Here is a 21,520-nt window from a genome sequence, read left to right as displayed (position 1 = left end):
TGATTAAAAAATATCTTAGCTTTATACTCGGGATTAAATAAATTAACATAATAAAAACAATTGATTACATTATAAATAGCAGTATTTCAATTAAAACCAACCTTTTTACTTCATTTTTATTTAAGTCCTTTAATTATATGATGAAATTTACGTGATAAGTCCTTCATATTTATAGGTGGTCGTAATGAAAATGAAATGGGTTCCAGAATACAATACTGGTATCGATGTGATTGACGATCAGCACAAACGGATTCTTGACTACATCAATGAAATTGATGGCATTGACGCAAATACAGATCGTGATCGTGTAAAACAAATTCTGGAGAACATTATTGATTACACGCAATCACATTTTACCTTCGAAGAATCTTTACAAGAAGAAGCGGGTTATAAATATCGTGTGCCACATAAACGCGTACATGATTTATTTATTAAAAAAATTGAATCTTACCGCGACCGTTTTGAAATGGGTCATGCGATTGAAAATGAATTACATGAAGTGCTTTCAAAATGGCTGATTAACCATATCCAGCACGATGATGCTGATTATGTCGGTGCTGTTAAAGAAAATATGATGGGTATCATCAAAGAAAAAGAAAAGAAAAAAGGTAAAAATTGGTTTGCACGTTTCTTTTCATAACCTCAAAAAATGAAATAAAAACAATTAAATTCTAATAATATCATTTGCGCAGCAAATCACCTTTAAGGTGATTTGCTTTTTGTTTTTGATTTTCAAGGCACAGCAAGGCAAAATAGCGCTAGAATTTTCAAAGGAATTTGTCATGCAGGACAATGCGATGTCGAAATGGTTATCGCCACTGATGGCGTTCTGTTTATCTTTTATCATTATTGCAACTTTAGCACCGGTAACAGGTATTCAAATTGAACGTCAGCTAGATTTCTGGCTGTTGTGGCTAGGTACAATGCTTATTTTAGCTTTACCGCTATGTTATTTGGAAATTGCTTTAGCAAAGCGTTCAAAAATTACAGCAGTTCAAGCACTGTCTTCGCTAACACGTGATGCGGATGCTTCACCCAAATGGCGTATAGTCGGTTGGCTTGCCGTAGTATTTATTCCATTTTTAGCAGGTGCCATGCTTTCAGCCGCGTCGCAATATGTGGCAATTTTTACAGCTAATGGTTTTGCCTATAGCATTATTTTGGCTGTCCTTGCGGTCATTGCATTTGCATTGTCGTTTGTACCACGCCAATTTTTAGTGATTTTGACCGCTATTGGTGTGATTGCTGCAGTAGTCTTAGCGAATGTTATGGGAACTGCCTTACCAGAGTGGAAAATGACTGCGCTCGAATTTAGTGAGTGGGGCAATGCAACCGTCTTGGCGCTCGTAGCAAGTGGTTTGGGGATGGGCTTGTACTGGCAGTCAAGTTTGCCAGCTGTGAAGCAACAAGAGATTGCAAGCAAAACGGTATTTCCAATTTGGATCGCTCAACTTTTGGCAGTGGTTGCTTTTGCCTTTTTCGCAGCAAAAGCACAAGTACCTGCTTTAGCACTGGTTGTGGGTTTAGTCGCAGCCTCAGCATTGCTGATTCAGATGGCACGTGAACAATTACAACAACGCCAATTGGCCGTAGTGGTGCAATGGGCGATTTTATTGGTTGCGGTTTTTGTATGGGCACTGAGCACAGTTGTTCCAGTATTTAATATTGCCTTGTTGATTTGGGGCTTAATTATTTGTCTGATTTATGCGATTTTCGCAGGTTGGATTATGAAGATTAGTCATCTACGTAAGTCAATGAACTTCAGTCATGAAACCTTTTATAATATTTGGCGTATTGCCGTACGTATCGTAGTGCCCTTGTCAATAATATTGGCATTGGTAGCTGTGATTGGGCAGTTATTCTAATGACAGCTCAGTTACAAGTATGGGTCGCTTATGCGAGCGTGGAACAGCAGATATTAATTCCTCTGAGCTTTAAGCCCGGTATGACGGTTGAAGATGCTATTGTGCAAAGTGGCATTCGAAAACAAGTGGATTTACCAGAAGTATTAACACTAGGAATCTTCGGGGCGCGTGTAAGCGATTCATCTCAGTTACTTGAAGCAGGTGATCGCGTCGAAATCTATCGTGCATTAACCATTAATCCGAAAGATATTCGTCGTAATCGCGCCAAGAAAAATCCCGTCGGCCGTTATTGTCGAGGCAATCGTTTCAAACAATTGTACTTATAAAAAAAACCCCTAAATTTAGGGGTTTATTTTTATCTGAAAGCGACTATAGTGGTGGCGCAGTTAAAATCGCTTCTTTAGAACCTGGTAAGCCTGGTTGTGACTCTGGAATGGTTTCTAAGCCTTCAATTTTTTGAACGATACCGTTTTGGTCAAAGAAGATTTTTAAGTGTTGACCATGTGCAGCAGGAATCTTGGCTTTTTTAGCATATGTTCCTGGGGTATACTTATAAATGTAGTCCCAACGTAACGGATTCATTGGATCGGCAACAGTTGGACTACCTAGCAAAAAGCGAACTTGTTGGTGGCTCATTCCCACTTGAATTTTAGCCGCTTGTGCTTGAGTTAAAGGTGTACCTTGTGGAATATCAACTTTATAAACGCCCAAGGTTGAACAGCCTACGAGCAATGAAGTGACGAATAACGTCAGCATGATTTTTTGCATTTTGCTAAACTATCCCAAATTAATTATGATGCATTTGATCCAAGGATAGATCATACTGCATCTACACTTTGTTGCATATTCCAACTTTAATTTTGTTGAGAGACCTTTTTTCATGCCTATTTCAAATCAAGATTTACGTAAAGCTGGACTTAAAGTTACACTTCCACGAATTAAAATATTGGAATTGCTTGAAAATTCAAGACAACATCACTTAAGCGCAGAAGATATTTATAAGACTTTACTTGAACAAGGTGAAGATGTGGGTTTAGCAACTGTGTATCGCGTGTTAACACAGTTTGAAGCTGCAGGTATTATTCAACGCCATCATTTTGAAAACAATCATTCTGTTTTTGAGATTATGCAAGAAGATCACCATGACCATATTGTGTGTCAAAACTGCAATAAAGTGGTGGAATTTACTAATGATGTGATTGAGCATGAGCAACATCAAGTGGCAGAAAAATTTGGTTTCCAACTTACAGGTCACTCATTAAATCTTTATGGCTATTGTGATGCGCCTGAATGCCAAGAAGCATATCGTAAAAAATAATCCAATGCGGATGAGAATGAATAAAAAACAGACTTCATATGAAGTCTGTTTTTTATTTCCGAAAGCGTTTAAGCAAAATTAATGTTGACCATCAAAGGTAATATTTGAATTTGCACGCAGTAAATGCTCACCGCCTTCTTCAGACAATTTAATTTGTAGACGCAGGTCGTTCGGTGAATCGGCATGTTTGAGCGCATCTTTGTAGCTAATTTGCTTGGCTTTATAAAGGTCATATAAAGCTTGGTCAAAGGTTTGCATACCCAGTTCACGAGAACGCTTCATCAGGTCTTTAATTTCGTGCACTTCACCCTTACGGATTAAATCTGAAATTAAAGGTGAGTTGATCAAAATCTCAATGGCAGCACGACGTGAATTACCATCAATGGTTGGAATCAACTGCTGCGCAACCATTGCTTTTAAGTTCAAAGATAAGTCCATGAATAGCTGACTATGACGATCCGCTTCAAAGAAGTGAATGATACGGTCGATGGCCTGGTTGGCGTTGTTGGCATGCAGTGTTGCAAAAACCAAGTGACCGGTTTCAGCAAAGGCAATCGCATAGTCCATGGTTTCACGTGAACGAATCTCACCAATCAGAATCACGTCAGGTGCCTGACGTAGCGTATTCTTTAAGGCAACTTCGAAAGAGTCGGTATCAATACCCACTTCACGTTGGGTAATGATACAGCCTCGGTGTTGGTGTACAAATTCAATCGGGTCTTCAATTGTAATGATATGACCTTTGCTATTTTCATTACGATAGCCAATCAAAGATGCCAAAGAGGTTGATTTACCTGTACCCGTTGCACCTACGAAAATGATAATTCCACGCTTGGTCATCGCTAATTCTTTTAAAATCGGCGGTAATTTCAACTCATCCATCGTTGGAATGACGGTTTCGATACGACGCAGCACCATACCTGGCTGGTCACGTTGTTGAAATGCGCTGACACGAAAACGAGCAGATTTACTGGTATTGCTAATGGCAAAGTTACATTCGCGCGTATCGGCAAATTCCTTACGCTGTTTTTCAGACATTATCGAATGTAAGATTTGACCGACAGTCGGCCCTGGTAACTTAGTCGAGCCAATTGGCAAAATTTGCCCATTGATCTTAATCGAGGGTTCAACATCGGCTGTAATGAACAAATCCGATGCTTTTTTCTCCACCATATAATCAAGTAAGCCGTTAAAATCCATAACGATCGCCCCAAAAAAATAAAAAAATTACAAGAAAGATTCGGGTTGCTTCGCTGCAGTCCGTGCAGTCTGCGTACTAATAATGCCTTTTGCGACAAGATTTTTTAGGCTTTGATCGAGTGTGGTCATACCGTAGTTGGCACCCGTTTGAATCGCAGAATACATTTGCGCAACTTTGTTTTCACGAATCAAGTTACGGATCGCAGGAATACCAATCATAATTTCATGCGCAGCCACACGACCGCCACCATTTTTCTTGAGTAGGGTTTGTGAAATTACGGCTTGAAGTGATTCAGATAACATGGCACGAACCATGTCTTTTTCTTCAGCAGGGAATACGTCAATCACACGGTCAATGGTTTTTGCGGCAGAGGTTGTATGGAGTGTACCGAAGACCAAGTGACCGGTTTCAGCAGCTGTCAGCGCCAAACGAATGGTTTCAAGGTCACGCATCTCACCGACTAAGATAATATCCGGGTCTTCACGCAGTGCGGAACGAAGTGCTTCGTTAAAGCCGTGCGTATCACGGTGTACTTCACGTTGGTTGACCAAGCATTTTTTTGATTCGTGTACAAATTCGATCGGGTCTTCGACCGTTAAAATATGGTCATAACGGTTGTCGTTAATGTAATCAACCATCGCAGCAAGCGTGGTTGATTTACCCGAACCTGTTGGACCGGTCACCAATACGATGCCACGTGGATATTCACAAATATCTTTAAAAATTTGGCCCATACCAAGATCTTCAATGGTTAGTACTTTTGAAGGAATGGTACGGAATACGGCACCAGCACCACGGTTTTGGTTAAATGCGTTCACACGGAAACGAGCCACACCAGGTACTTCAAATGAAAAGTCAGTTTCTAATTTTTCTTCGTAATCACGACGCTGTTTATCGTTCATGATGTCGTAAACCAATTTGTGCACTTCTTTGTGTTCAAGAGCAGGAAGGTTGATACGACGAACTTCACCATCCACACGAATCATTGGTGGCATACCAGAAGATAAATGTAAATCCGAAGCGTTATTTTTGGCAGCAAAGGCCAATAGTTCTGTAATGTCCATAAAATCCCCGAGATAAAAATTAAATCTTAATTATTTTGATAGAATAATAAGGCTTTCCCACAGCTTAACCAACACTTAGTTGCAGGGCAATGCAAAAAAAGATGAATGAAATGAGAACCCCGTCAATGAATAAACTTCAAGAAGCACGAAATCAAGTCTTGCAGCAAATTGAGCAGGCTTGCCAACTTGCGGGTCGACCACAGCAGTCGGTTGAATTGTTGGCTGTATCTAAGACGCATCCTGCTGAAATGCTAAGAGAAATGTATGCAACGGGGCAACGCTCATTTGGTGAAAATTATCTGCAAGAAGCGCTTGAAAAAATTGAGGCTTTGGTAGATTTAGAGATTGAATGGCATTTCATTGGTCATGTACAGCGCAATAAAACCAAACATTTGGCTTCAAACTTTGCTTGGGTGCATGGGGTAGACCGTTTGATTATTGCGGAGCGTTTATCAAGCCAGCGAGAAGCGACGCAAGCACCTTTGAATATTTGCCTACAAGTCAATATTGATGCGCAAGATACGAAGGATGGCTGTCAGCCGAATGAAGTAGCAGATTTGGTCGCACAGATTTCTACGCTACCGAATTTACGCTTACGTGGACTGATGGTGATTCCTGCTCCAAACAATCCGCAAGCGTTTGCTGATGCCAAAATGCTCTTTGAACACGTCAAAGCACAGCATGCGAAACCTGAAGATTGGGATACATTAAGTATGGGGATGTCAGGCGATATGACTGATGCGATTGCTGCGGGTTCAACGATGGTTCGCGTGGGGACAGCATTGTTTGGCGCACGTGATTATTCAAAATAGGACAGAAGATTCAGCCTGCTTTCAAAAACTAGGCTTATAAAGTGTAAGCACAGCAGATAAATTTTCACAATAGATGAAACCTATGGGTTCAAAGTGAGCCTTTTAATTTGAACTTTCCATTAAAGTTGAGTACAAAATAATCAGGATGTTTTTGATATTGAAGTAATTCACACTTGGACAAATAGGGAAGTTCATGACGGCATATTATCAGTTGATTCAACGCGACGTAGATGCGCAAGGCTGTGTCACGGCACATTACCATTCGACCAATTTAGCACAAGGTGCATGGAATGCACATGAGCAACACATGGCACCAGCTACAGGCATTATTTGTGCTGAATTAGACCGTTTTTCACCACGTCATGATATGCGTATCGGGCGCATTAGCCTCGATATTTTGGGCTTAATTCCTGCTGGCGAGTTTGAAATAATCACGCAAGTGATTCGTCCGGGAAAAACCATTGAACTGATTGAATCTGAAATGCGGGCTCAGGGCAAAACCTGCATTGTGGCACGCACTTGGCGCATGATGACGCAAAATAGCCAGTCCGTGAAAGGTTTGGAGGATGCTGATGTGACTGGGCCAGAAACTGCGCCGATTTGGGACGGTATCCGTCAGTGGCCGGGGGGATATATTCAGTCGATTGAAGCAAGAAGCCATGGGCGCCGTGCAGGTCAAGGCATTGTGTGGCTGAGAACACAGCATGACATGGTTGAAGGTGAGCCGACTGCTGATTTTGTCCGTTTAATGGGCATGGTTGATACCGCCAATGGTATTGTTCCGCGTCAGGATTGGCCATTTGGCTGGGGCTTTCCAAATCTGGATCTACAAATCCATTTGCACCGTTTACCACAGGGACAGTGGTTAGGTCTGGAAACCGTGCAGCAGTATGGAGCGGATGGTGTTGGTTTGAGTAGTTCTGTATTGCATGATGTCCATGGCCCATTTGGGCGTAGTGAACAGATTTTAACGCTACGTCCACTCGGGACGTAATGATCTAGAGAATCAAAAATTATAAAGCCTGCTTTAAGCAGGCTTTTTTTAAGATACGATTTGGATGGCGCTTGCACCTGCTCCGACAGGATTGACTTGAATTTGCACAGGGATTCGTTCGTGCATTTCTTGAATGTGAGAAATTAGCACGACTTTACGCCCTTGGTTTTGTAGCTGATCCAGAGCATTCATCACCATGTGCAGACTTGAAGCGTCTAGCGTACCAAATCCTTCGTCAATAAATAGGCTTTCAATTTTTGTTGTACCTGATGCCATGCTCGCAATGGCTAAGGATAAAGCGAGCGCGGTTAAGAAAGACTCACCGCCTGAAAGCGAAGAGACCGAGCGGGTTTCACCATCCATATCATGATCGACAATGGCTAGGCTTAATGAGTTTTCAAGGCGCTTTAAGGTATAGCGCTGTGAAAGCATCGCCAATTGCTGATTGGCATATTCAATTAAAATATCGAGGTTATATTGCTGTGCCAAATCACGGAATTTCTTGCCCGTTGCATCGCCCATTAAGCTCGAAATCTTATTCCAACGATGTTCCTCAGATTGGATCTGTTGAATCTGATCGGTAAATTGCTGCTGTTTTGCTAAATTGCGTTGATGTACTTCGAGTTTGAGTTTCACTTCATCACGCTGTTCCATCACTTGGGTTATTTGTTCAACCAAACTTTGTAATTGTGAGAGTAATGCTTCAAATTCGATTTCAGGCTGCAGCATTAAGTGCTGCTGTAGTTGCTCATCCAATGTTTTCTTAGCAGACTGAGCATCGCTATATGCACGTTCAGCCGAGCTAATTTGCTGTTTCAGTTGCAGCTCTTGCTCATGTGTAATTTCACTGAGCTGCTGTAACAAGGCGTCATTAAAATCAATATGCAGCGCTAACCACTGTTGAATACTCAACGCGGCTGCATTTTGTTGAGTTTGCAACTGTAGTTGCTGTGCCTGATATTTTTGCAGTGTTGCTTGTGCCGTATCAAAGGCTTGGCGTCGCTGCTCAAATTGTTGACGTACCGTATTAAACTGAGTCTGCAGCTGTTGTCGGTTTTGCTCAAACTGTAATAACCATTCATGCGGTTTTTCAACAGTTACTTGAGTCATGGTAAAAATAGCTTGGATTGCAAGATCGCTATTTTGTTTACCTTCTTCTAACAGTGTCGAAATGCGTTTTTCAGTTGCAGCAATATTCTCTAGACTGAATTTACTGCGCTGTTTTGCCTGTTCCAGCTGATGTGTTATTTGATTCAGCTGAGCATTTAGTTCATTACGTTGTTTTAAGGTGTTAAGACGTTGCTGTAATTGAATATAAATTTCTTCAGCAGCGGTGCGGGTTGACTGCTGCCATGCGTATTTTTCAGTGTCATCCAATAAAGACAAAATATGTTGAATATTTTGTTCCGCATGCTGTATTTCTGTCAGCTGCTTTGTCGTGTGCTGAATGTATTGAGTCAAAGTATGGCTGTTTTGCTGCGCCTGTTCATGGGTTTTTAAATCAGCTTCTGTTTGCTGCAAAGATTGCTGTGTTTGTGCAATATGATGCGTTATAGTCGTTTCAAGCAAGCTCAAATCTGAGTGCAAATCGTATGGAATATTCAGTGTATTAAGTGATTGCTCAAGCTGGGTTTGGGCATTGCTCTGTTGCGTGCTGATTGCGGTGAGTTGCTGTGCATTGGCTTCAAAGGCAGTGGACTGCTGTGTGCATTTTTTTTGCAGTTGCTGCCACAGATCAAACGTTATTTTTTCCTGCGCTAGTGCTTGCTGTTCCTGCTGTACTTGCAGTTTCAATAGTTCATGGGAAAGCACATCTTGGTTATATGTATAAGGGTGCTCGGTGCTGCCGCAGACCAAACATGCTTCACCTGCAACCAGATTTGCTCTGAGCTGTTCAATATTTTCTGCATGCAGTAATCGCTGCTGCTGCAGTACAGTTTGCAAATTCTCTCGAGCTGCTTTTTGTGCATGAAATTCAGTTTCAGCCATGCTGCATTGCTGCTGATTCTGTGTGAGATCACTTTGCAGTTGGTGCTGGTCTTGCAATTTTTGCTGATGTTCAACATGAATGGCGTGGTAATGCTGCCAATGACTCTTGGTGATATCTAATTGATTGATGCGATTTAATAAGTCTTCACGCGCTGTACGCAAGCCCGTAATTTTCGAGTTAAGTGCTTGGTCTTGCCCAAATTGCTGAATGAGCTGGTCAAGTTGCTGTTGTTTTTGTGCCACTTGTTGCGTGGCTTGAGCGACATCACCATATTGCTGCTCAAATTGCACATAACTTTGAATAAAACGCTGTAAAGGGCTGAGATGTGCAGACAGTGCTTCATCCAAAATTTGAAAATGTGCTGTTTGCGAGAGTAGGGTATTTTGCTGCGCTATATTTTGTTCTAACTGCTGCTGTACTTGTAACAATTGCTGTTCGGCTTGAAGCAGCGGGGCATGCTGATCTTGCAGTTTTTTGAGTTCATCTTTTACAGCAATTAGCTGATCGCCTAGCACTCGGCGGTCGGCAATTCGCGCACGTACTAAATCAATTTGATCTTGATGATCAACTTCAAATTGGTGCTGCTGTTTTTGCTGTAGATCAAGTTGTTTAAATTGAGTTTTTTCATGATTAAACTTAATTTCAATTGCGCTGAACTGCTGCTGTGCTTGAGCCAATTGAGGCTGCAGCGTTGCTATTTCAGTACTTAAATTCTTGCGTTGAATGATGCTTGGACGGATTGAGGCGAATTTTTCCAGTTGCTGCAATTGCTGCTTCTGCGGCTGCAGTGCATCGAGTTGCTGCTGTTGAACAGCCAAATATTGCTCACGTTGCTGAATATCCGCAATCAGTTTATCTTTGTGTTGAAACCATTGCTGCTGTTTGAGCAATTGCTGCTTTTCACTTTCGAATTTTTGGTAAGACTCTGTATGACTTTGAAAATTCGCCGTGTATAAGGCAAGATCTTCATCCGATAAAATTTCAATATCACCGAGTCGAACTTCCAAAGCCTTACGCTGATTGGCAATTTGCTTGGTTTTTTCAAAGGCCAATTGACCAATTTTCCCGAAAATACTGGAATTGGTTAGATACTCCAATAGCTCGCCACGTTCATTATCACGCGCTTTTAAAAAAGCGGTCACTTCTGACTGAGCCAGTAAAACGGCACGGGTGAACTGTTCAAAACTGAGTTGAGTAATGCGTAAAATTTGGCTCTCAACCGCTTTGGTTTTATCCGCAACAACAGTGCCATCTGTTAAGCATTTCAGTGAGCGCTGTACGCTTTGCAATTTACCGTTTGGGTTTTCACGGGCACGTTTAATTTCCCAACGTGCAGAATAGACTTTTTGGTCTTGAGCAATAAAACTGAGCTCGGCAAAGCCTTGGCCTGTACCACGGCGCAAGACTGTTTGCGGTGAGTTGGTCGGCAGCTCTGAACCATCTGCATCGATGAGTTTGCCATCGCTGTCTTTTAAGCGCGGCACACGGTTAAACAGCGCCAAACACATGGCATCTAAAATAGTCGATTTACCAGCACCTGTTTTACCAATAATTGCCACTAAGCCTGCACTTGCTAAGGGTTCAGATTCAAAATCAATAAAATGCTCACCCGCTAAAGATGCCAAGTTTTTAATGCGTATAGATAAAATTTTCATGGCAATTCCTTAAGTGTTCGCATCATCTTCAAGTGATTTTTGTGCTTCATCGACCAAACTTAAAAAATCTTTCATTACGGTGTCATCAGCACCGTAGCCCTGTTTTTCCCAAAGGTTTTGGAATAATTTTTCAGGCGTAGGCGGATCAAGGTTGATTGCGGCTTGCTGCGGATTATTTTGATCTGAATTTAAATAACGGCGGCTGATGCGCACCAAACGATAACGGTTTGGCGCTAGCGCTTCTTCAAATTGCTGTCGTAAATTCGGTGCAGGCGGAGTGTCGGTATGATATTCAATTTCGACATATTCACGCTGATCAATATCTTCAATTTCACCGCTCGGCAAAGCGGATAATTGTGCCAAAACTTCTGGAATTGTGCCTTTGATGCGATGCAATTGCACGCTGCGCGGAATCGCTAAGGACTCTATTTGAAAGCGTGATTCATCGCTTTGAGTCGGGTCAATACTGATATCAAGCACTTGATGCTTATAATTGATTTCACTAAATGACAGGGGAATCGGTGAGCCGCTATAACGGATATGAGTTTGTCCAACTTTTTGCGGTTTATGCAAATGCCCAAGAGCCACGTAGTCAATTACATCATCAAACAGGGCGGTTGAAATTGCTTCTTCATTGCCCATAATAATCGGGCGCTCTGAGTCTGACGTTTCACCGCCTTGCATGTGGGCATGGGACATTAAAATTAAGGCTTGATCTGGAGTTTTACGTGCATTGGCTTCAGCAATTAATTGTTGATGTACATAGGCAATGGCATTTTGACTATTGGTGGTTTGATCATTGAAACCGGTGATCTCGGCAGCACGTAGAAAAGGTAAAGTCAGGCACCATGCCACTACATTTTTGTGTTCATCATAAATAGGTACCAGCAGTCGGTCTAAATCGAGCTGACCTTCGGTATTTTTATGGACCACGCCTACAGCTTTGGCATGGTATTTTTCTAATAAAGGCTCAACTTGTTCAATACGGTAGCCTGAGTCATGGTTGCCTGCGATCATCAGGGTTTGCATGTGCGGAGCCCGCTCATGTGCATCTGCTAGAAACTGATACAACTGTTTTTGCGCTCTGGAAGCGGGGTTGATCACATCAAAAACATCGCCTGCAATGAGCAGGGCATGTGGCTGTTTTTGTGCTATTTGTTCAAGCAGCCAATTGAGAAACTGTTCATGTTCGTAGTCACGTGAGTGGTTATAGAAAAATTGTCCTAAATGCCAATCAGAAGTATGAAAAAAACGAACAGTCATGCAAGCACCAAAAAATCAAAAAATTGATTGGGCTATAAAGTATCACAGATGGTTATGTTTACGAGGGAGATTAATCATTCATCAGTCCAACTAAGTCGTTTTCGACAGTTACAAAGTATCCAATCTAAACTATGTCATAACTGCATTAATGTGCATGTGCATGTGCATCTACTTGCAGGAGGCAAAAAGTATTATGGGCTGGATTTATGAAATAGCCTTGCTAGTATTATCCAAGTATCACAAATTTTTCTATAGCAATTTGGCCATCTTGTACTAGAATTTTCTTAGTGATTTGGTCGAAATCTTTAACTTCAAAACTACGAGTAAATGTATTGGTAATGCAATGCATCGGTGGAGGCTGTACAGAGCATTCTAAGAGGTCACCATGAAGTCTGGGGTTACTGATTAGGGAATCCTGTAACTCGTGTAAATGACCAACCAAAAACGGCAGAATAATACACAACTTAAAGCTTGGTATCAGAACTTTGAATTTCAAAATAGTAGGCTGGTTCATTGTAATTATATTTTCTTTGATGGATTACACATTTCAAATAGTAGAGATCTGAAATTAGGTTAAAAAAATACCAAGAACTAGGAATATAAAATGTTGTTCTAATCCTGTATATAGGTGAATTATTGTACAGCGGGTATATTGCCTGCATTTGGGGTAGCAGGAGATGCAACATGCCAAATAATCCTTTTGATGAAGAAAAACTTGCAAATAGTATGGTGTATAAGACTTTATTAGAGTCTACATTAGCCATTCCTTGGTGTATTGATTGGGACAGTAAAACATTTAGTTATATTGGACCGCAAATTGAAAAGTTACTCGGTTGGAAACAAAGTAGTTGGAAAACGGTAGATGATTGGGCATCACGTATGCACGAGGAAGACCGTAATTATGTACTGAATTATTGTGTTTCACAGTCGATGGCTGGTATAGATCATGAAGCAGATTATCGTGCACTTAAAGAAGATGGTTCATATCTTTGGATACGTGATGTTGTTCATGTCGTGCGTAAACCAAATGGTGATGTAGATTGTCTTGTCGGCTTTATGTTTGATATTTCCGAGCGGAAAAAACAAGAGGAACAACTACAAAAATTGCAACGTCAGCTCGAAGAATATTCATATAAAGATGGCTTAACTGGTATTGCAAATCGACGTTTGTTTGATGACTTTTACCAGCGTGAATGGTTAAACGCAATCCGAACGCAAAAGCCGCTGAGTTTAATTTTGATCGATTTAGATTATTTTAAACAATACAATGACTTGAATGGTCATGTGATTGGGGATACCTGTCTGCGTCAAATTGCTAAAAGTTTGGAATCTTGTTGTACACGACCTCGTGATTTAGTTGCGCGTTTTGGTGGCGAGGAATTTGCTTGGATTTTACCAGAGACCAATGAAGCCGCAGCAGCAGTGATGGCTGATAGAATTATGGATGCCGTGCGTGCTGCACGATTACCGCATAAAGCCTCAGCAGTGTCGGAACTCGTCACACTCAGCATGGGGGTAAAAACCATTATTCCTTCAGATCTGGATAATCCAATGCAATTTCTGGATCAAGTTGATAAAAACCTTTATGTAGCCAAAAGACAGGGGCGTAATCGCTACTGTGCTGCATAACATAGATTTGCAGTTGTGACTTATTTTAAACTTGCATAAAATTTTCAGTCAGTCGATATTTTATCGGCTGATTTTTTTTGGGTGTAGAATATAAGAATAAAATTCGATGCTAAATGCATGAGGCACAAAATAAAAGACCGACGATTCGAGTGATGATGAAATCGTCGGTCAAAAAATCGATTTCAAATTTAAGTCATGGCTGCTGTTCATACTTAAATTCAAAATGAAACTTATTGCTTTTAAAAAGGTCACCGAAACATTGTGGATGCCGTCCAAATCATCGGTTGCTACAGACCTTGTACCCTATATAACGTAGCCGATTACAGATTGGTTGACATGAAAATGAAAAAAAATGCATTTTTTTTTATACTAGGTGTCAACTTCTTCTTGGGTTAGGGTCATGGTGTCTTTAACACGTTATTTTTTATTGTTTTTTTTCATTTGTTTAATCATGACCTGTATTTGCGGTGTGATCGCTGCATTATTGCCACAGGGTGTAGGTGGTATTTTAACAGTCGTACCCTACCTGATTGCCATGATCGTGGTGTTATTTAGGTTTTTAAATAAAAATCAGAGAGCACCGACACAGGCAGAGCGTAAAAAATTTACCTTAGGTTTTAGCCTGATTTTTTGGTTATATAATTTAGCTTTTGTACTTTTGGGTATCGCAATTTTTTCAAGAAAAGATCCTGAAATTTGGCAAAATTTAATGCTCTATGTTCAACATCCTCAGTTTATGAGTTTAATGGTGATCATGTTGTTACTGATGGCTATCCCTTTGTATTTAATAACCTATTGGTTTTATGGTCCGCAAGCACAGCGGATGGCTGCTCAAAAGTTTGGTGCATAAAGCTTGATCGTTTGGTGATCTTGTTCTATAGATAATAGTATTATTTCATATAGATAAGAACAAATTATGCATCAGCCCACAGTACTGATGACGGGTGGCAGCGGTTTTATTGGCACACATCTCATCAAGGCACTTTTAGCTGCGGATTATAAAGTGATTGGGCTCAGTCGTAAGGCTGGGCGTATTTCTAAATCACCACATTTAACTTGGGTACAGCAGCTCGATCAAATTCCTCATGACAGAATTGATTATGTGATTAATCTTGCAGGTGAAAGTATCGGCAAAGGTCGCTGGACAGAGACGCGTAAACAGCAATTATTAGAAAGTCGGGTCAAAACCACAGAAGCGCTGTATCAATATTTACGTAAACGTAAAATTTTTCCGAAATGCATTATTTCAGGTTCGGCTGTTGGTTATTATGGTATTGATATTGAAGAACAATGGACAAAAGTGTGCGATGAAAATGCTGCACCACAAGCCATTTTTATGTCAGAGCTATGCCAAAGTTGGGAGCAAGTCACACGCCAATTTCCTGAACAAAATACCATTATCACACGACTAGGTGTGGTCTTGGCTGAAGGTGGCGGAATCTTACCGCAAATGCTGCGACCGATTCAGCTCAATTTGGTCAACAAAATAGGTTCCGGTCGGCAGCCTTTTGTGTGGATACATATACAAGATGTGATCCGAAGTATGCTGTTTTTAATGAAACAAGCAGAGAAAAAATATGGGTTGCTTGAACCCACGCCAATCGATCCGCATATTTTTAATTTAGTTGCGCCGGAAAAAACGACGCAGGCTCAGTTTGCGCAGATTGCAGCACGTCAATTAGCGAAAAAGCCGTGGCTCAATGTGCCTGCAACTATCTTTAAAATTTTATTAGGTGAGCAATCGCAATTAATTTTAAATGGTCAATTGGTTCAGCCAGCCGCATTATTACAGCAAGGCTTTGAGTTTAAATTTCCGACGTTAAAAGAAGCTTTGCAGGATTTATTGGCTTAGTTGAAATTGACCTATTGAGCATTATTCGACGCTTAACAATGCATCTTGAAACAGGCGAGTCGGACTATAGTGGTCTGCATTGAATGAAGGTGTTTGCCCAGTCATCAGTTCAGCCAATAGCTGAGCTGAAGCAGGTCCCATGCATAAACCATTTCTAAAATGCCCAAAATTTGCCCATAGATTGTCGTAATTTGGCATCTGCCCAATATACGGAATCCCTTCAGGGGAAGATGGGCGCAGGCCAGCCCAAGACTGCACAATTGGAAAGTTGGCAAGCTCTGGCACCATGTCAAAGCAGGATTTTTGAATATGCTGCAAGGTTGTATTTGTTGTCTGAGTATCAAAGCCACATTGGCGCATACTTGAGCCGCAAACCACATGACCGTCTTGGCGTGGAATCAAGTACATGACTTTATTCATGCACATGGTCGGCAACCAGTTCTGCGGAGTTTTAAAGAGAAGCATTTGTCCTTGTACGGGTTGTACGGGTATCTGAATGTCTAGTTGTTCACTCCATGCGGCTGACCAAGCGCCCGTGGCAATAACGAATTGATCAGCTGTATGTTGTTTGCCATCTGCGGTGGTGATGGACTGGATACGATAGTCCGAACGGTTTAATTGGTGGATAGGGCAATGTTCATAAATCTGAACTTTAGGATGCTGCTGTAAATAAGCCGTTAAAGACTGCAAAAGTCGTGGATTACGGATGTTGGCTAATTGCGAAAAATAAATGCCATGTGCAAAGCGTGCTGAAATGTGAGGATTAATCTGCTCAATTTGCTCGGATTGTAAATATTCCGCCTGTTGCATTGGGTCTTGGTGCAAACGCGCATAATCTAAGCCAATTTCAAAATCATCTTCATCAAAAATCAACATGCCAGTTTCATGAATTTCAAAATCAATCCCAGTCATAGGTTTTAATTTTTCATTCCATTTTTGGTAGCTCTGCTTGCCATAACGTGCGAGCGCATTGACTTCATTGGGATATCGCCAAGGATACATCGGGGAGAGGATGCCACCACCAGCCCAAGATGCGGCAGAACCTGTGCGTTGTTGGTCGAAAATCGTCACCGTACAACCGCGTTCAACGAGTTCCAATGCGCTGAGTAAACCACTAATACCCGCCCCAATAATGGCAATATTCATGTTCTTTTAACCGATGAATGTATGAGTTTGATCTTAACTTCAGCAACGCCGAAGTTTTTCTTCCAAGACTGTTTTTTAAATTTTACAGATATAAAAAAGCCTTCCTGAACGTTACCATTTCAGGAAGGCTTTGCAGGTTATTTCATGTCTTTCAACATGAGTGCTGCATCTTCAGCAAAGTAAGTCCAGATCCCATCTGCACCTGCACGGCGGCAACTCATCAGCGATTCGATAATCACGCTATCAGACAACCAACCATTTTGAATGGCACCTGCCAACATGGCGTATTCGCCACTCACTTGATAGACAAATGTTGGAACACCGAAATTATCTTTGACTTCACGGACGATATCTAAATACGGCATACCCGGTTTTACAATCACCATGTCGGCGCCTTCTTGAATATCGAGTGCTATTTCATGTAAAGCTTCAGCACGGTTACCGATGTCCATTTGGTAATTGTATTTATTGCCACCTTTGAGGTTGCTTGAAGAACCTACCGCATCACGGAATGGCCCGTAAAAGCTCGACGCATATTTTGCAGAATAGGCCATGATGTTGGTATAGATATGGCCATTGGCTTCAAGGGCTTGGCGAATTGCACCGATACGACCATCCATCATGTCACTTGGTGCAACCACATCTGCACCCGCTTCAGCATGGCTGAGTGCTTGTTTAATTAAGCATTCAACGGTTTCATCATTCAGTACATAGCCGGTATCATCAATGATACCGTCTTGACCATGTGTGGTGTATGGGTCGAGCGCACCATCAGTGATGAGAACCATTTCTGGTAGTTCTTTTTTTAATAAGCGGATGGTGCTTTGGACTAAGCCATCTTCATGCCAAGCTGCTTCAGCCGTTAAACTTTTATCTTCCTGTGGTGTAACTGGGAACAAAGCTAATTTTGAAACACCCAATTCGAGTAAACGTTCTGCCTTTTTTAGTAACAAGTCAGCAGATAGACGCTGTACGTTTGGCATGCTTGGAATATCTTGAGTTTGTTGCTGGCCTGGCAACACAAATACTGGATAAATGAGATGATCAGTCGTCAGTTGAGTTTCACGCACCATAGCGCGAAGCTGGTCATTTTTACGAATGCGACGCATGCGAGTGGCAGGAAAAGCTGGACGATTGAACGTATAGGTCATAACAATCTCATTGATCAGTATTAAACTTTGACTATTGTAGACGCATAATGAGGGTTTGGCGCACCCCGTATTATTTTTTTATTCAATGACAGCGATTCGAGTAGGCTATGACAGATGTAAATAAGAGTTGGACCGGTAATATTGACCTAAACTCGAAGAATGAAATCGATACTTTATTAAATAACATTGCTCAAGCATTTAACAGCTCCCCATTTTTTGTACACAATGCCATGAAAATGACGGTGATTGATGGTCAGATCGAAGCACGTGTCGACATGGCCAGTAATCTAATTGGAAATGTCGCATTCCAAATTTTACATGGTGGCGTCGCGGCAACCCTACTCGACAGTATCGGTGGTATCTCTGCGATGGCAGAATTGTATAAAAAGGCCACAGCTGAAGATATAGTAGAAACTAGTAAAAAGGTATCTCGCTTAGCGACCGTCGATATGCGTGTGGATTATTTGGCGCCAGGACGTGGACAGTATTTCGTTGCACGAGCAGAAACCTTACGTTTAGGCCGTAAGGGTTGCACTATGCGTATGACCATGGTCAATGATGAAGGTAAAGCGATTGCAACGGCGATAGCATCGTATGCTTATTAAGCCATTTTTAAGTTAACACATTCAAAATGATGAAAAAATAAAGTCCAGTATTGGCAGCAGGGCATGATTTTATCCTGTTGCCGACGAAAAAAAGACTGACGAGTTACATTTTCTATTCTCAGGATATGATTTTTTAGCTTTAAAATGCCGGAAAATTGAAGAAGATAGACTTTCTCACGACACCATTATCTGACAGCAAAGTTGACATGCTTTGCAAAGCTCATGATGCCATGACCAAGTCTGCTAGATTTAGGACAAATCTATGACAGATACCGTTAGTAACCTGCCAGAAACCCCATCTACAGAGCAGCCCACCGATCAGGAATTAAAAGCACGCAGAAAAAAAGGCCTTGGTATAGTGGCTGTATTGATCGTGATTGCTTTGGTGATGTATTTGATTTGGTCAATATTTCTAAATCATTACGTCAGTACCGATAATGCCTATGTCGGTGCAGAAACAGCGTCGATTACCTCGATGGTCACGGGGCAAGTGGCAGAGGTTTTGGTGAGTGATACGCAGCAAGTGAAAAAAGGCGATGTGCTTGTTCGCATTGATGCTCGTGATGCTGAAATTGCCTTAGCTCAGGCACAGGCTGAATTACTTAAAGCAAAACGCCAATACAAACAAACTGCGGCGAATAGTAGTTCTTTAAACTCACAAATCTTTGTCAGTGATGATGCAATTCATAGTGCAAGCGCACAAGTCGCCAAGGCACAAGCCGATCTGAATAAAGCACAAGATGAATTACAACGTCGTCAACAATTGGCTGCTTCGGGTGCGATTTCTAAAGAAGAATTAAGCACAGCGCAGAGTGCTGTGAATACTGCTAAAGCCAGTTTTGATGTGGCACAAGCAGGACTCGCTCAAGCCAAATCTAGTCAAAAAGCGGCACAAAGTAATAAAGCTGCAAATGATGCATTAATTCAAGACAGCAATGAAAACTCAACCCCAGATGTTTTAGTTGCGCAAGCACGTCTACAACAAGCTCAGTTGGACTTAGAACGTACACAAATTAAAGCACCCTTTGATGGTGTAGTGACACGTCGCAATATTCAAGTTGGGCAACGCATTGCACCGGGAACGTCATTAATGATGGTGGTGCCTGTCTCTCAGTTATATGTCGATGCCAACTTTAAAGAAAGCCAATTGGCAGGGGTGCAAGCGGGTCAAAAAGTTGAACTGACGTCTGATCTGTATGGTGACAAAGTTAAATTTAATGGCACAGTGACCGGTTTTTCTGGTGGCACAGGTTCAGCATTTGCCTTGATTCCAGCACAAAATGCCACAGGAAACTGGATTAAAGTGGTTCAGCGTTTACCTGTAAGGATCCGTTTGGATCCAAAAGAGTTGGCAGAACACCCACTACGTGTGGGGCTGTCTATGGAAGCGACGATTGACCTGAAATCGAAGTAATTGCCTATGAATCAGCAAATGCAAATGACTGACCTGAAAGGTGGTCGTCTGATTCTCGCTGCCTTGGTCTTGGCATTGGCGAACTTTATGGTTGTGCTCGACATGACCATTGCCAATGTATCTGTGCCGCATATTACCGGTAGCCTTGCAGTATCGGCATCCCAAGGGACATGGGTCATTACCTCCTATGCTGTGGCAGAAGCGATTTGTGTGCCATTAACCGGTTGGCTCGCTGGGCGCTTTGGTTCTGTACGGGTTTTTGTGATCAGCCTGTTTGGCTTTACTGTATTTTCGATACTGTGTGGTTTGTCGACCAGTTTGGAAATGTTGGTGTTTTGCCGAATTGGGCAAGGCTTATTTGGTGGCCCGATTATGCCACTGAGCCAAACGTTGTTAATGCGCATTTTCCCTCCTGAAAAGCAATCCCAAGCCATGGGGATGTGGGCAATGACCACTGTTGTTGGCCCCATTTTAGGTCCAATTTTGGGTGGTACGATCAGTGATAATTTATCTTGGCATTGGATTTTCTTTATCAATATTCCTGTCGGAATAGGTTGTGCAATCGCAGCGATGCGCTTACTGAAAACGGCTGAAACACCTACACAGAAATTGAAAATTGACCGCGGTGGTTTACTGCTGTTGGTGTTGTGGATCGGTGCCTTGCAATTGATGTTGGACTTGGGCCATGAACGAGATTGGTTCAATAATCCATTTATCGTGGTGCTGGCACTGACGGCATTTGTCGGGTTGATCGTTTTTACGATTTGGGAGCTGACTGAGCGACATCCAGTGGTGAATATACTGCTGTTTAAGTACAGAAGTTTTACCATTTCGGTTTTGGCTTTGGCCTTTGGTTTTGGTGCCTTTTTTGGCAGTATTGTCCTGATTCCGCAGTGGTTACAGATCAACTTGGGCTATACCGCAACGTGGGCAGGTTATCTCACGGCAACGATGGGCGTCGGTAGTCTGACCATGTCGCCAATTGTTGCGAAGCTTGCAACCAAGTACGATCAACGTGCTTTGTCGAGTTTTGGTTTAAGTATTTTGGGCGGTGTAACCCTTATGCGCGCCTTTTGGACCACGGATGCGGACTTTATGGCATTGGCTTTACCGCAGATATTACAAGGTTTTGCCGTGCCATTTTTCTTTATTCCCTTGTCAAATATGGCCTTAGCATCTGTACTGCCACAAGACATGGCATCTGCAGCAGGTTTGATGAACTTCTTAAGAACCATGGCAGGGGCAATTGGAGCCTCGATTGCAGTAACCATTTGGGATGATCACACCAAAGTCGCACGCAGTGAAATGGTCGGTAATTTACATGTTACTGAGGTACAAAATACCTTGGTGAATCATGGAATGAGTTCAGAAGCTGCTCTGGGTTACATCTCCAGTTTGGTGGATAAAGAAGCCTTAACGCTTTCAGCCAATCATGTGTTTTTAGTACTGGCCGGTGTCTTTATATTCGCCGCACTGATCATTTGGCTCTGTCCGCGACCTAAAGCAGGTGTGGGTGGCGGTCATGCACATTAAATAACATCAAGTATAAAAAACCGCTCAT

The 21,520-nt window shown here is 41.9% G+C and carries 19 protein-coding genes; 12 read left to right on the top strand and 7 right to left on the bottom strand.

Features of this window, described 5'->3' with window-relative positions:
* Positions 1 to 184: 184 nt before the first annotated feature.
* From B1201_RS08290 to B1201_RS08280, 3 genes are all read left to right on the top strand, one after another.
* Positions 185 to 640: a bacteriohemerythrin gene (locus tag B1201_RS08290; RefSeq protein WP_078190032.1), complete on the top strand. Its 456-nt coding sequence runs from the start codon at positions 185 to 187 to the stop codon at positions 638 to 640.
* 142 nt (positions 641 to 782) lie between these two features.
* On the top strand, positions 783 to 1,865 hold the full coding sequence (locus tag B1201_RS08285) for a hypothetical protein (RefSeq protein ID WP_078193104.1): 1,083 nt from the start codon (positions 783 to 785) through the stop codon (positions 1,863 to 1,865).
* On the top strand, positions 1,865 to 2,191 hold the full coding sequence (locus B1201_RS08280) for an RnfH family protein (RefSeq protein ID WP_078193103.1): 327 nt from the start codon (positions 1,865 to 1,867) through the stop codon (positions 2,189 to 2,191). The genes B1201_RS08285 and B1201_RS08280 overlap by 1 nt, the downstream gene beginning before the upstream one ends.
* A 43-nt stretch (positions 2,192 to 2,234) precedes the next feature.
* On the opposite strand, the gene B1201_RS08275 is transcribed toward B1201_RS08280, so the two are convergent.
* Positions 2,235 to 2,633 carry an outer membrane protein assembly factor BamE gene (locus B1201_RS08275; protein WP_078193102.1) on the bottom strand — a complete coding sequence of 133 codons (399 nt, stop codon included), beginning with the start codon at positions 2,631 to 2,633 and terminating at the stop codon, positions 2,235 to 2,237.
* 112 nt (positions 2,634 to 2,745) lie between these two features.
* On the opposite strand from B1201_RS08275, the gene fur reads away from it, so the two are divergent.
* On the top strand, positions 2,746 to 3,183 hold the full coding sequence (gene fur, locus B1201_RS08270) for a ferric iron uptake transcriptional regulator (protein WP_078193101.1): 438 nt from the start codon (positions 2,746 to 2,748) through the stop codon (positions 3,181 to 3,183).
* 78 nt (positions 3,184 to 3,261) lie between these two features.
* On the opposite strand, the gene B1201_RS08265 is transcribed toward fur, so the two are convergent.
* Positions 3,262 to 4,383, bottom strand: coding sequence for a PilT/PilU family type 4a pilus ATPase (locus tag B1201_RS08265; protein ID WP_078193100.1), 1,122 nt, complete (start codon positions 4,381 to 4,383; stop codon positions 3,262 to 3,264).
* A 27-nt stretch (positions 4,384 to 4,410) separates the two neighbouring features.
* The gene (locus tag B1201_RS08260) at positions 4,411 to 5,448 is read right to left on the bottom strand and encodes a type IV pilus twitching motility protein PilT (protein WP_078190026.1); all 1,038 of its coding nucleotides are present in this window, start codon (positions 5,446 to 5,448) and stop codon (positions 4,411 to 4,413) included.
* Positions 5,449 to 5,573: 125 nt separating this feature from the next.
* Here B1201_RS08260 and B1201_RS08255 point away from each other — a divergent pair, with 125 nt between their 5' ends.
* Positions 5,574 to 6,260, top strand: coding sequence for a YggS family pyridoxal phosphate-dependent enzyme (locus B1201_RS08255; RefSeq protein WP_078193099.1), 687 nt, complete (start codon positions 5,574 to 5,576; stop codon positions 6,258 to 6,260).
* Between the two features lie 193 nt (positions 6,261 to 6,453).
* Positions 6,454 to 7,254, top strand: a complete 801-nt coding sequence (locus tag B1201_RS08250) for a thioesterase family protein (RefSeq protein WP_078193098.1) — start codon at positions 6,454 to 6,456, stop codon at positions 7,252 to 7,254.
* Positions 7,255 to 7,302: 48 nt separating this feature from the next.
* Here the strand turns inward: B1201_RS08250 and B1201_RS08245 are convergent, their stop codons facing one another.
* Together B1201_RS08245 and B1201_RS08240 are read right to left on the bottom strand one after the other, a co-directional pair.
* Positions 7,303 to 10,899 carry an AAA family ATPase gene (locus tag B1201_RS08245; RefSeq protein WP_078193097.1) on the bottom strand — a complete coding sequence of 1,199 codons (3,597 nt, stop codon included), beginning with the start codon at positions 10,897 to 10,899 and terminating at the stop codon, positions 7,303 to 7,305.
* Between the two features lie 9 nt (positions 10,900 to 10,908).
* Positions 10,909 to 12,162: an exonuclease SbcCD subunit D gene (locus B1201_RS08240; RefSeq protein WP_078193096.1), complete on the bottom strand. Its 1,254-nt coding sequence runs from the start codon at positions 12,160 to 12,162 to the stop codon at positions 10,909 to 10,911.
* A 684-nt stretch (positions 12,163 to 12,846) separates the two neighbouring features.
* Between B1201_RS08240 and B1201_RS08230 the strand changes: the two genes are divergently transcribed.
* The 3 genes from B1201_RS08230 to B1201_RS08220 all read left to right on the top strand — a co-directional run bounded on the left by B1201_RS08230 (position 12,847) and on the right by B1201_RS08220 (position 15,643).
* A complete protein-coding gene (locus B1201_RS08230; protein ID WP_078193095.1) occupies positions 12,847 to 13,791 on the top strand; it encodes a GGDEF domain-containing protein in 945 nt (314 codons plus the stop codon).
* Between the two features lie 400 nt (positions 13,792 to 14,191).
* Positions 14,192 to 14,641 carry an ABZJ_00895 family protein gene (locus B1201_RS08225; protein ID WP_078193094.1) on the top strand — a complete coding sequence of 150 codons (450 nt, stop codon included), beginning with the start codon at positions 14,192 to 14,194 and terminating at the stop codon, positions 14,639 to 14,641.
* A gap of 66 nt (positions 14,642 to 14,707) precedes the next feature.
* The gene (locus tag B1201_RS08220) at positions 14,708 to 15,643 is read left to right on the top strand and encodes a TIGR01777 family oxidoreductase (protein ID WP_078193093.1); all 936 of its coding nucleotides are present in this window, start codon (positions 14,708 to 14,710) and stop codon (positions 15,641 to 15,643) included.
* Positions 15,644 to 15,664: 21 nt separating this feature from the next.
* Here the strand turns inward: B1201_RS08220 and thiO are convergent, their stop codons facing one another.
* Positions 15,665 to 16,789: a glycine oxidase ThiO gene (gene thiO, locus B1201_RS08215; RefSeq protein WP_078193092.1), complete on the bottom strand. Its 1,125-nt coding sequence runs from the start codon at positions 16,787 to 16,789 to the stop codon at positions 15,665 to 15,667.
* Between the two features lie 137 nt (positions 16,790 to 16,926).
* The gene (hemB, locus tag B1201_RS08210) at positions 16,927 to 17,940 is read right to left on the bottom strand and encodes a porphobilinogen synthase (RefSeq protein WP_078193091.1); all 1,014 of its coding nucleotides are present in this window, start codon (positions 17,938 to 17,940) and stop codon (positions 16,927 to 16,929) included.
* A 107-nt stretch (positions 17,941 to 18,047) separates the two neighbouring features.
* On the opposite strand from hemB, the gene B1201_RS08205 reads away from it, so the two are divergent.
* From B1201_RS08205 to B1201_RS08195, 3 genes are all read left to right on the top strand, one after another.
* Positions 18,048 to 18,545: a thioesterase family protein gene (locus B1201_RS08205; protein ID WP_078193090.1), complete on the top strand. Its 498-nt coding sequence runs from the start codon at positions 18,048 to 18,050 to the stop codon at positions 18,543 to 18,545.
* A gap of 262 nt (positions 18,546 to 18,807) precedes the next feature.
* Positions 18,808 to 19,959, top strand: a complete 1,152-nt coding sequence (locus B1201_RS08200) for an efflux RND transporter periplasmic adaptor subunit (RefSeq protein ID WP_078193089.1) — start codon at positions 18,808 to 18,810, stop codon at positions 19,957 to 19,959.
* Positions 19,960 to 19,965: 6 nt separating this feature from the next.
* Positions 19,966 to 21,492 (top strand): DHA2 family efflux MFS transporter permease subunit, encoded by a 1,527-nt coding sequence (locus tag B1201_RS08195; protein ID WP_078193088.1) that lies wholly within the window; start codon positions 19,966 to 19,968, stop codon positions 21,490 to 21,492.
* Positions 21,493 to 21,520 lie beyond the last annotated feature (28 nt).

The organism is Acinetobacter sp. ANC 5600, from assembly GCF_002018395.1.
In the GTDB taxonomy this organism is placed as follows: Bacteria; Pseudomonadota; Gammaproteobacteria; order Pseudomonadales; family Moraxellaceae; genus Acinetobacter; species Acinetobacter amyesii.
This window is presented reverse-complemented; position numbering and strand designations above follow the sequence as displayed.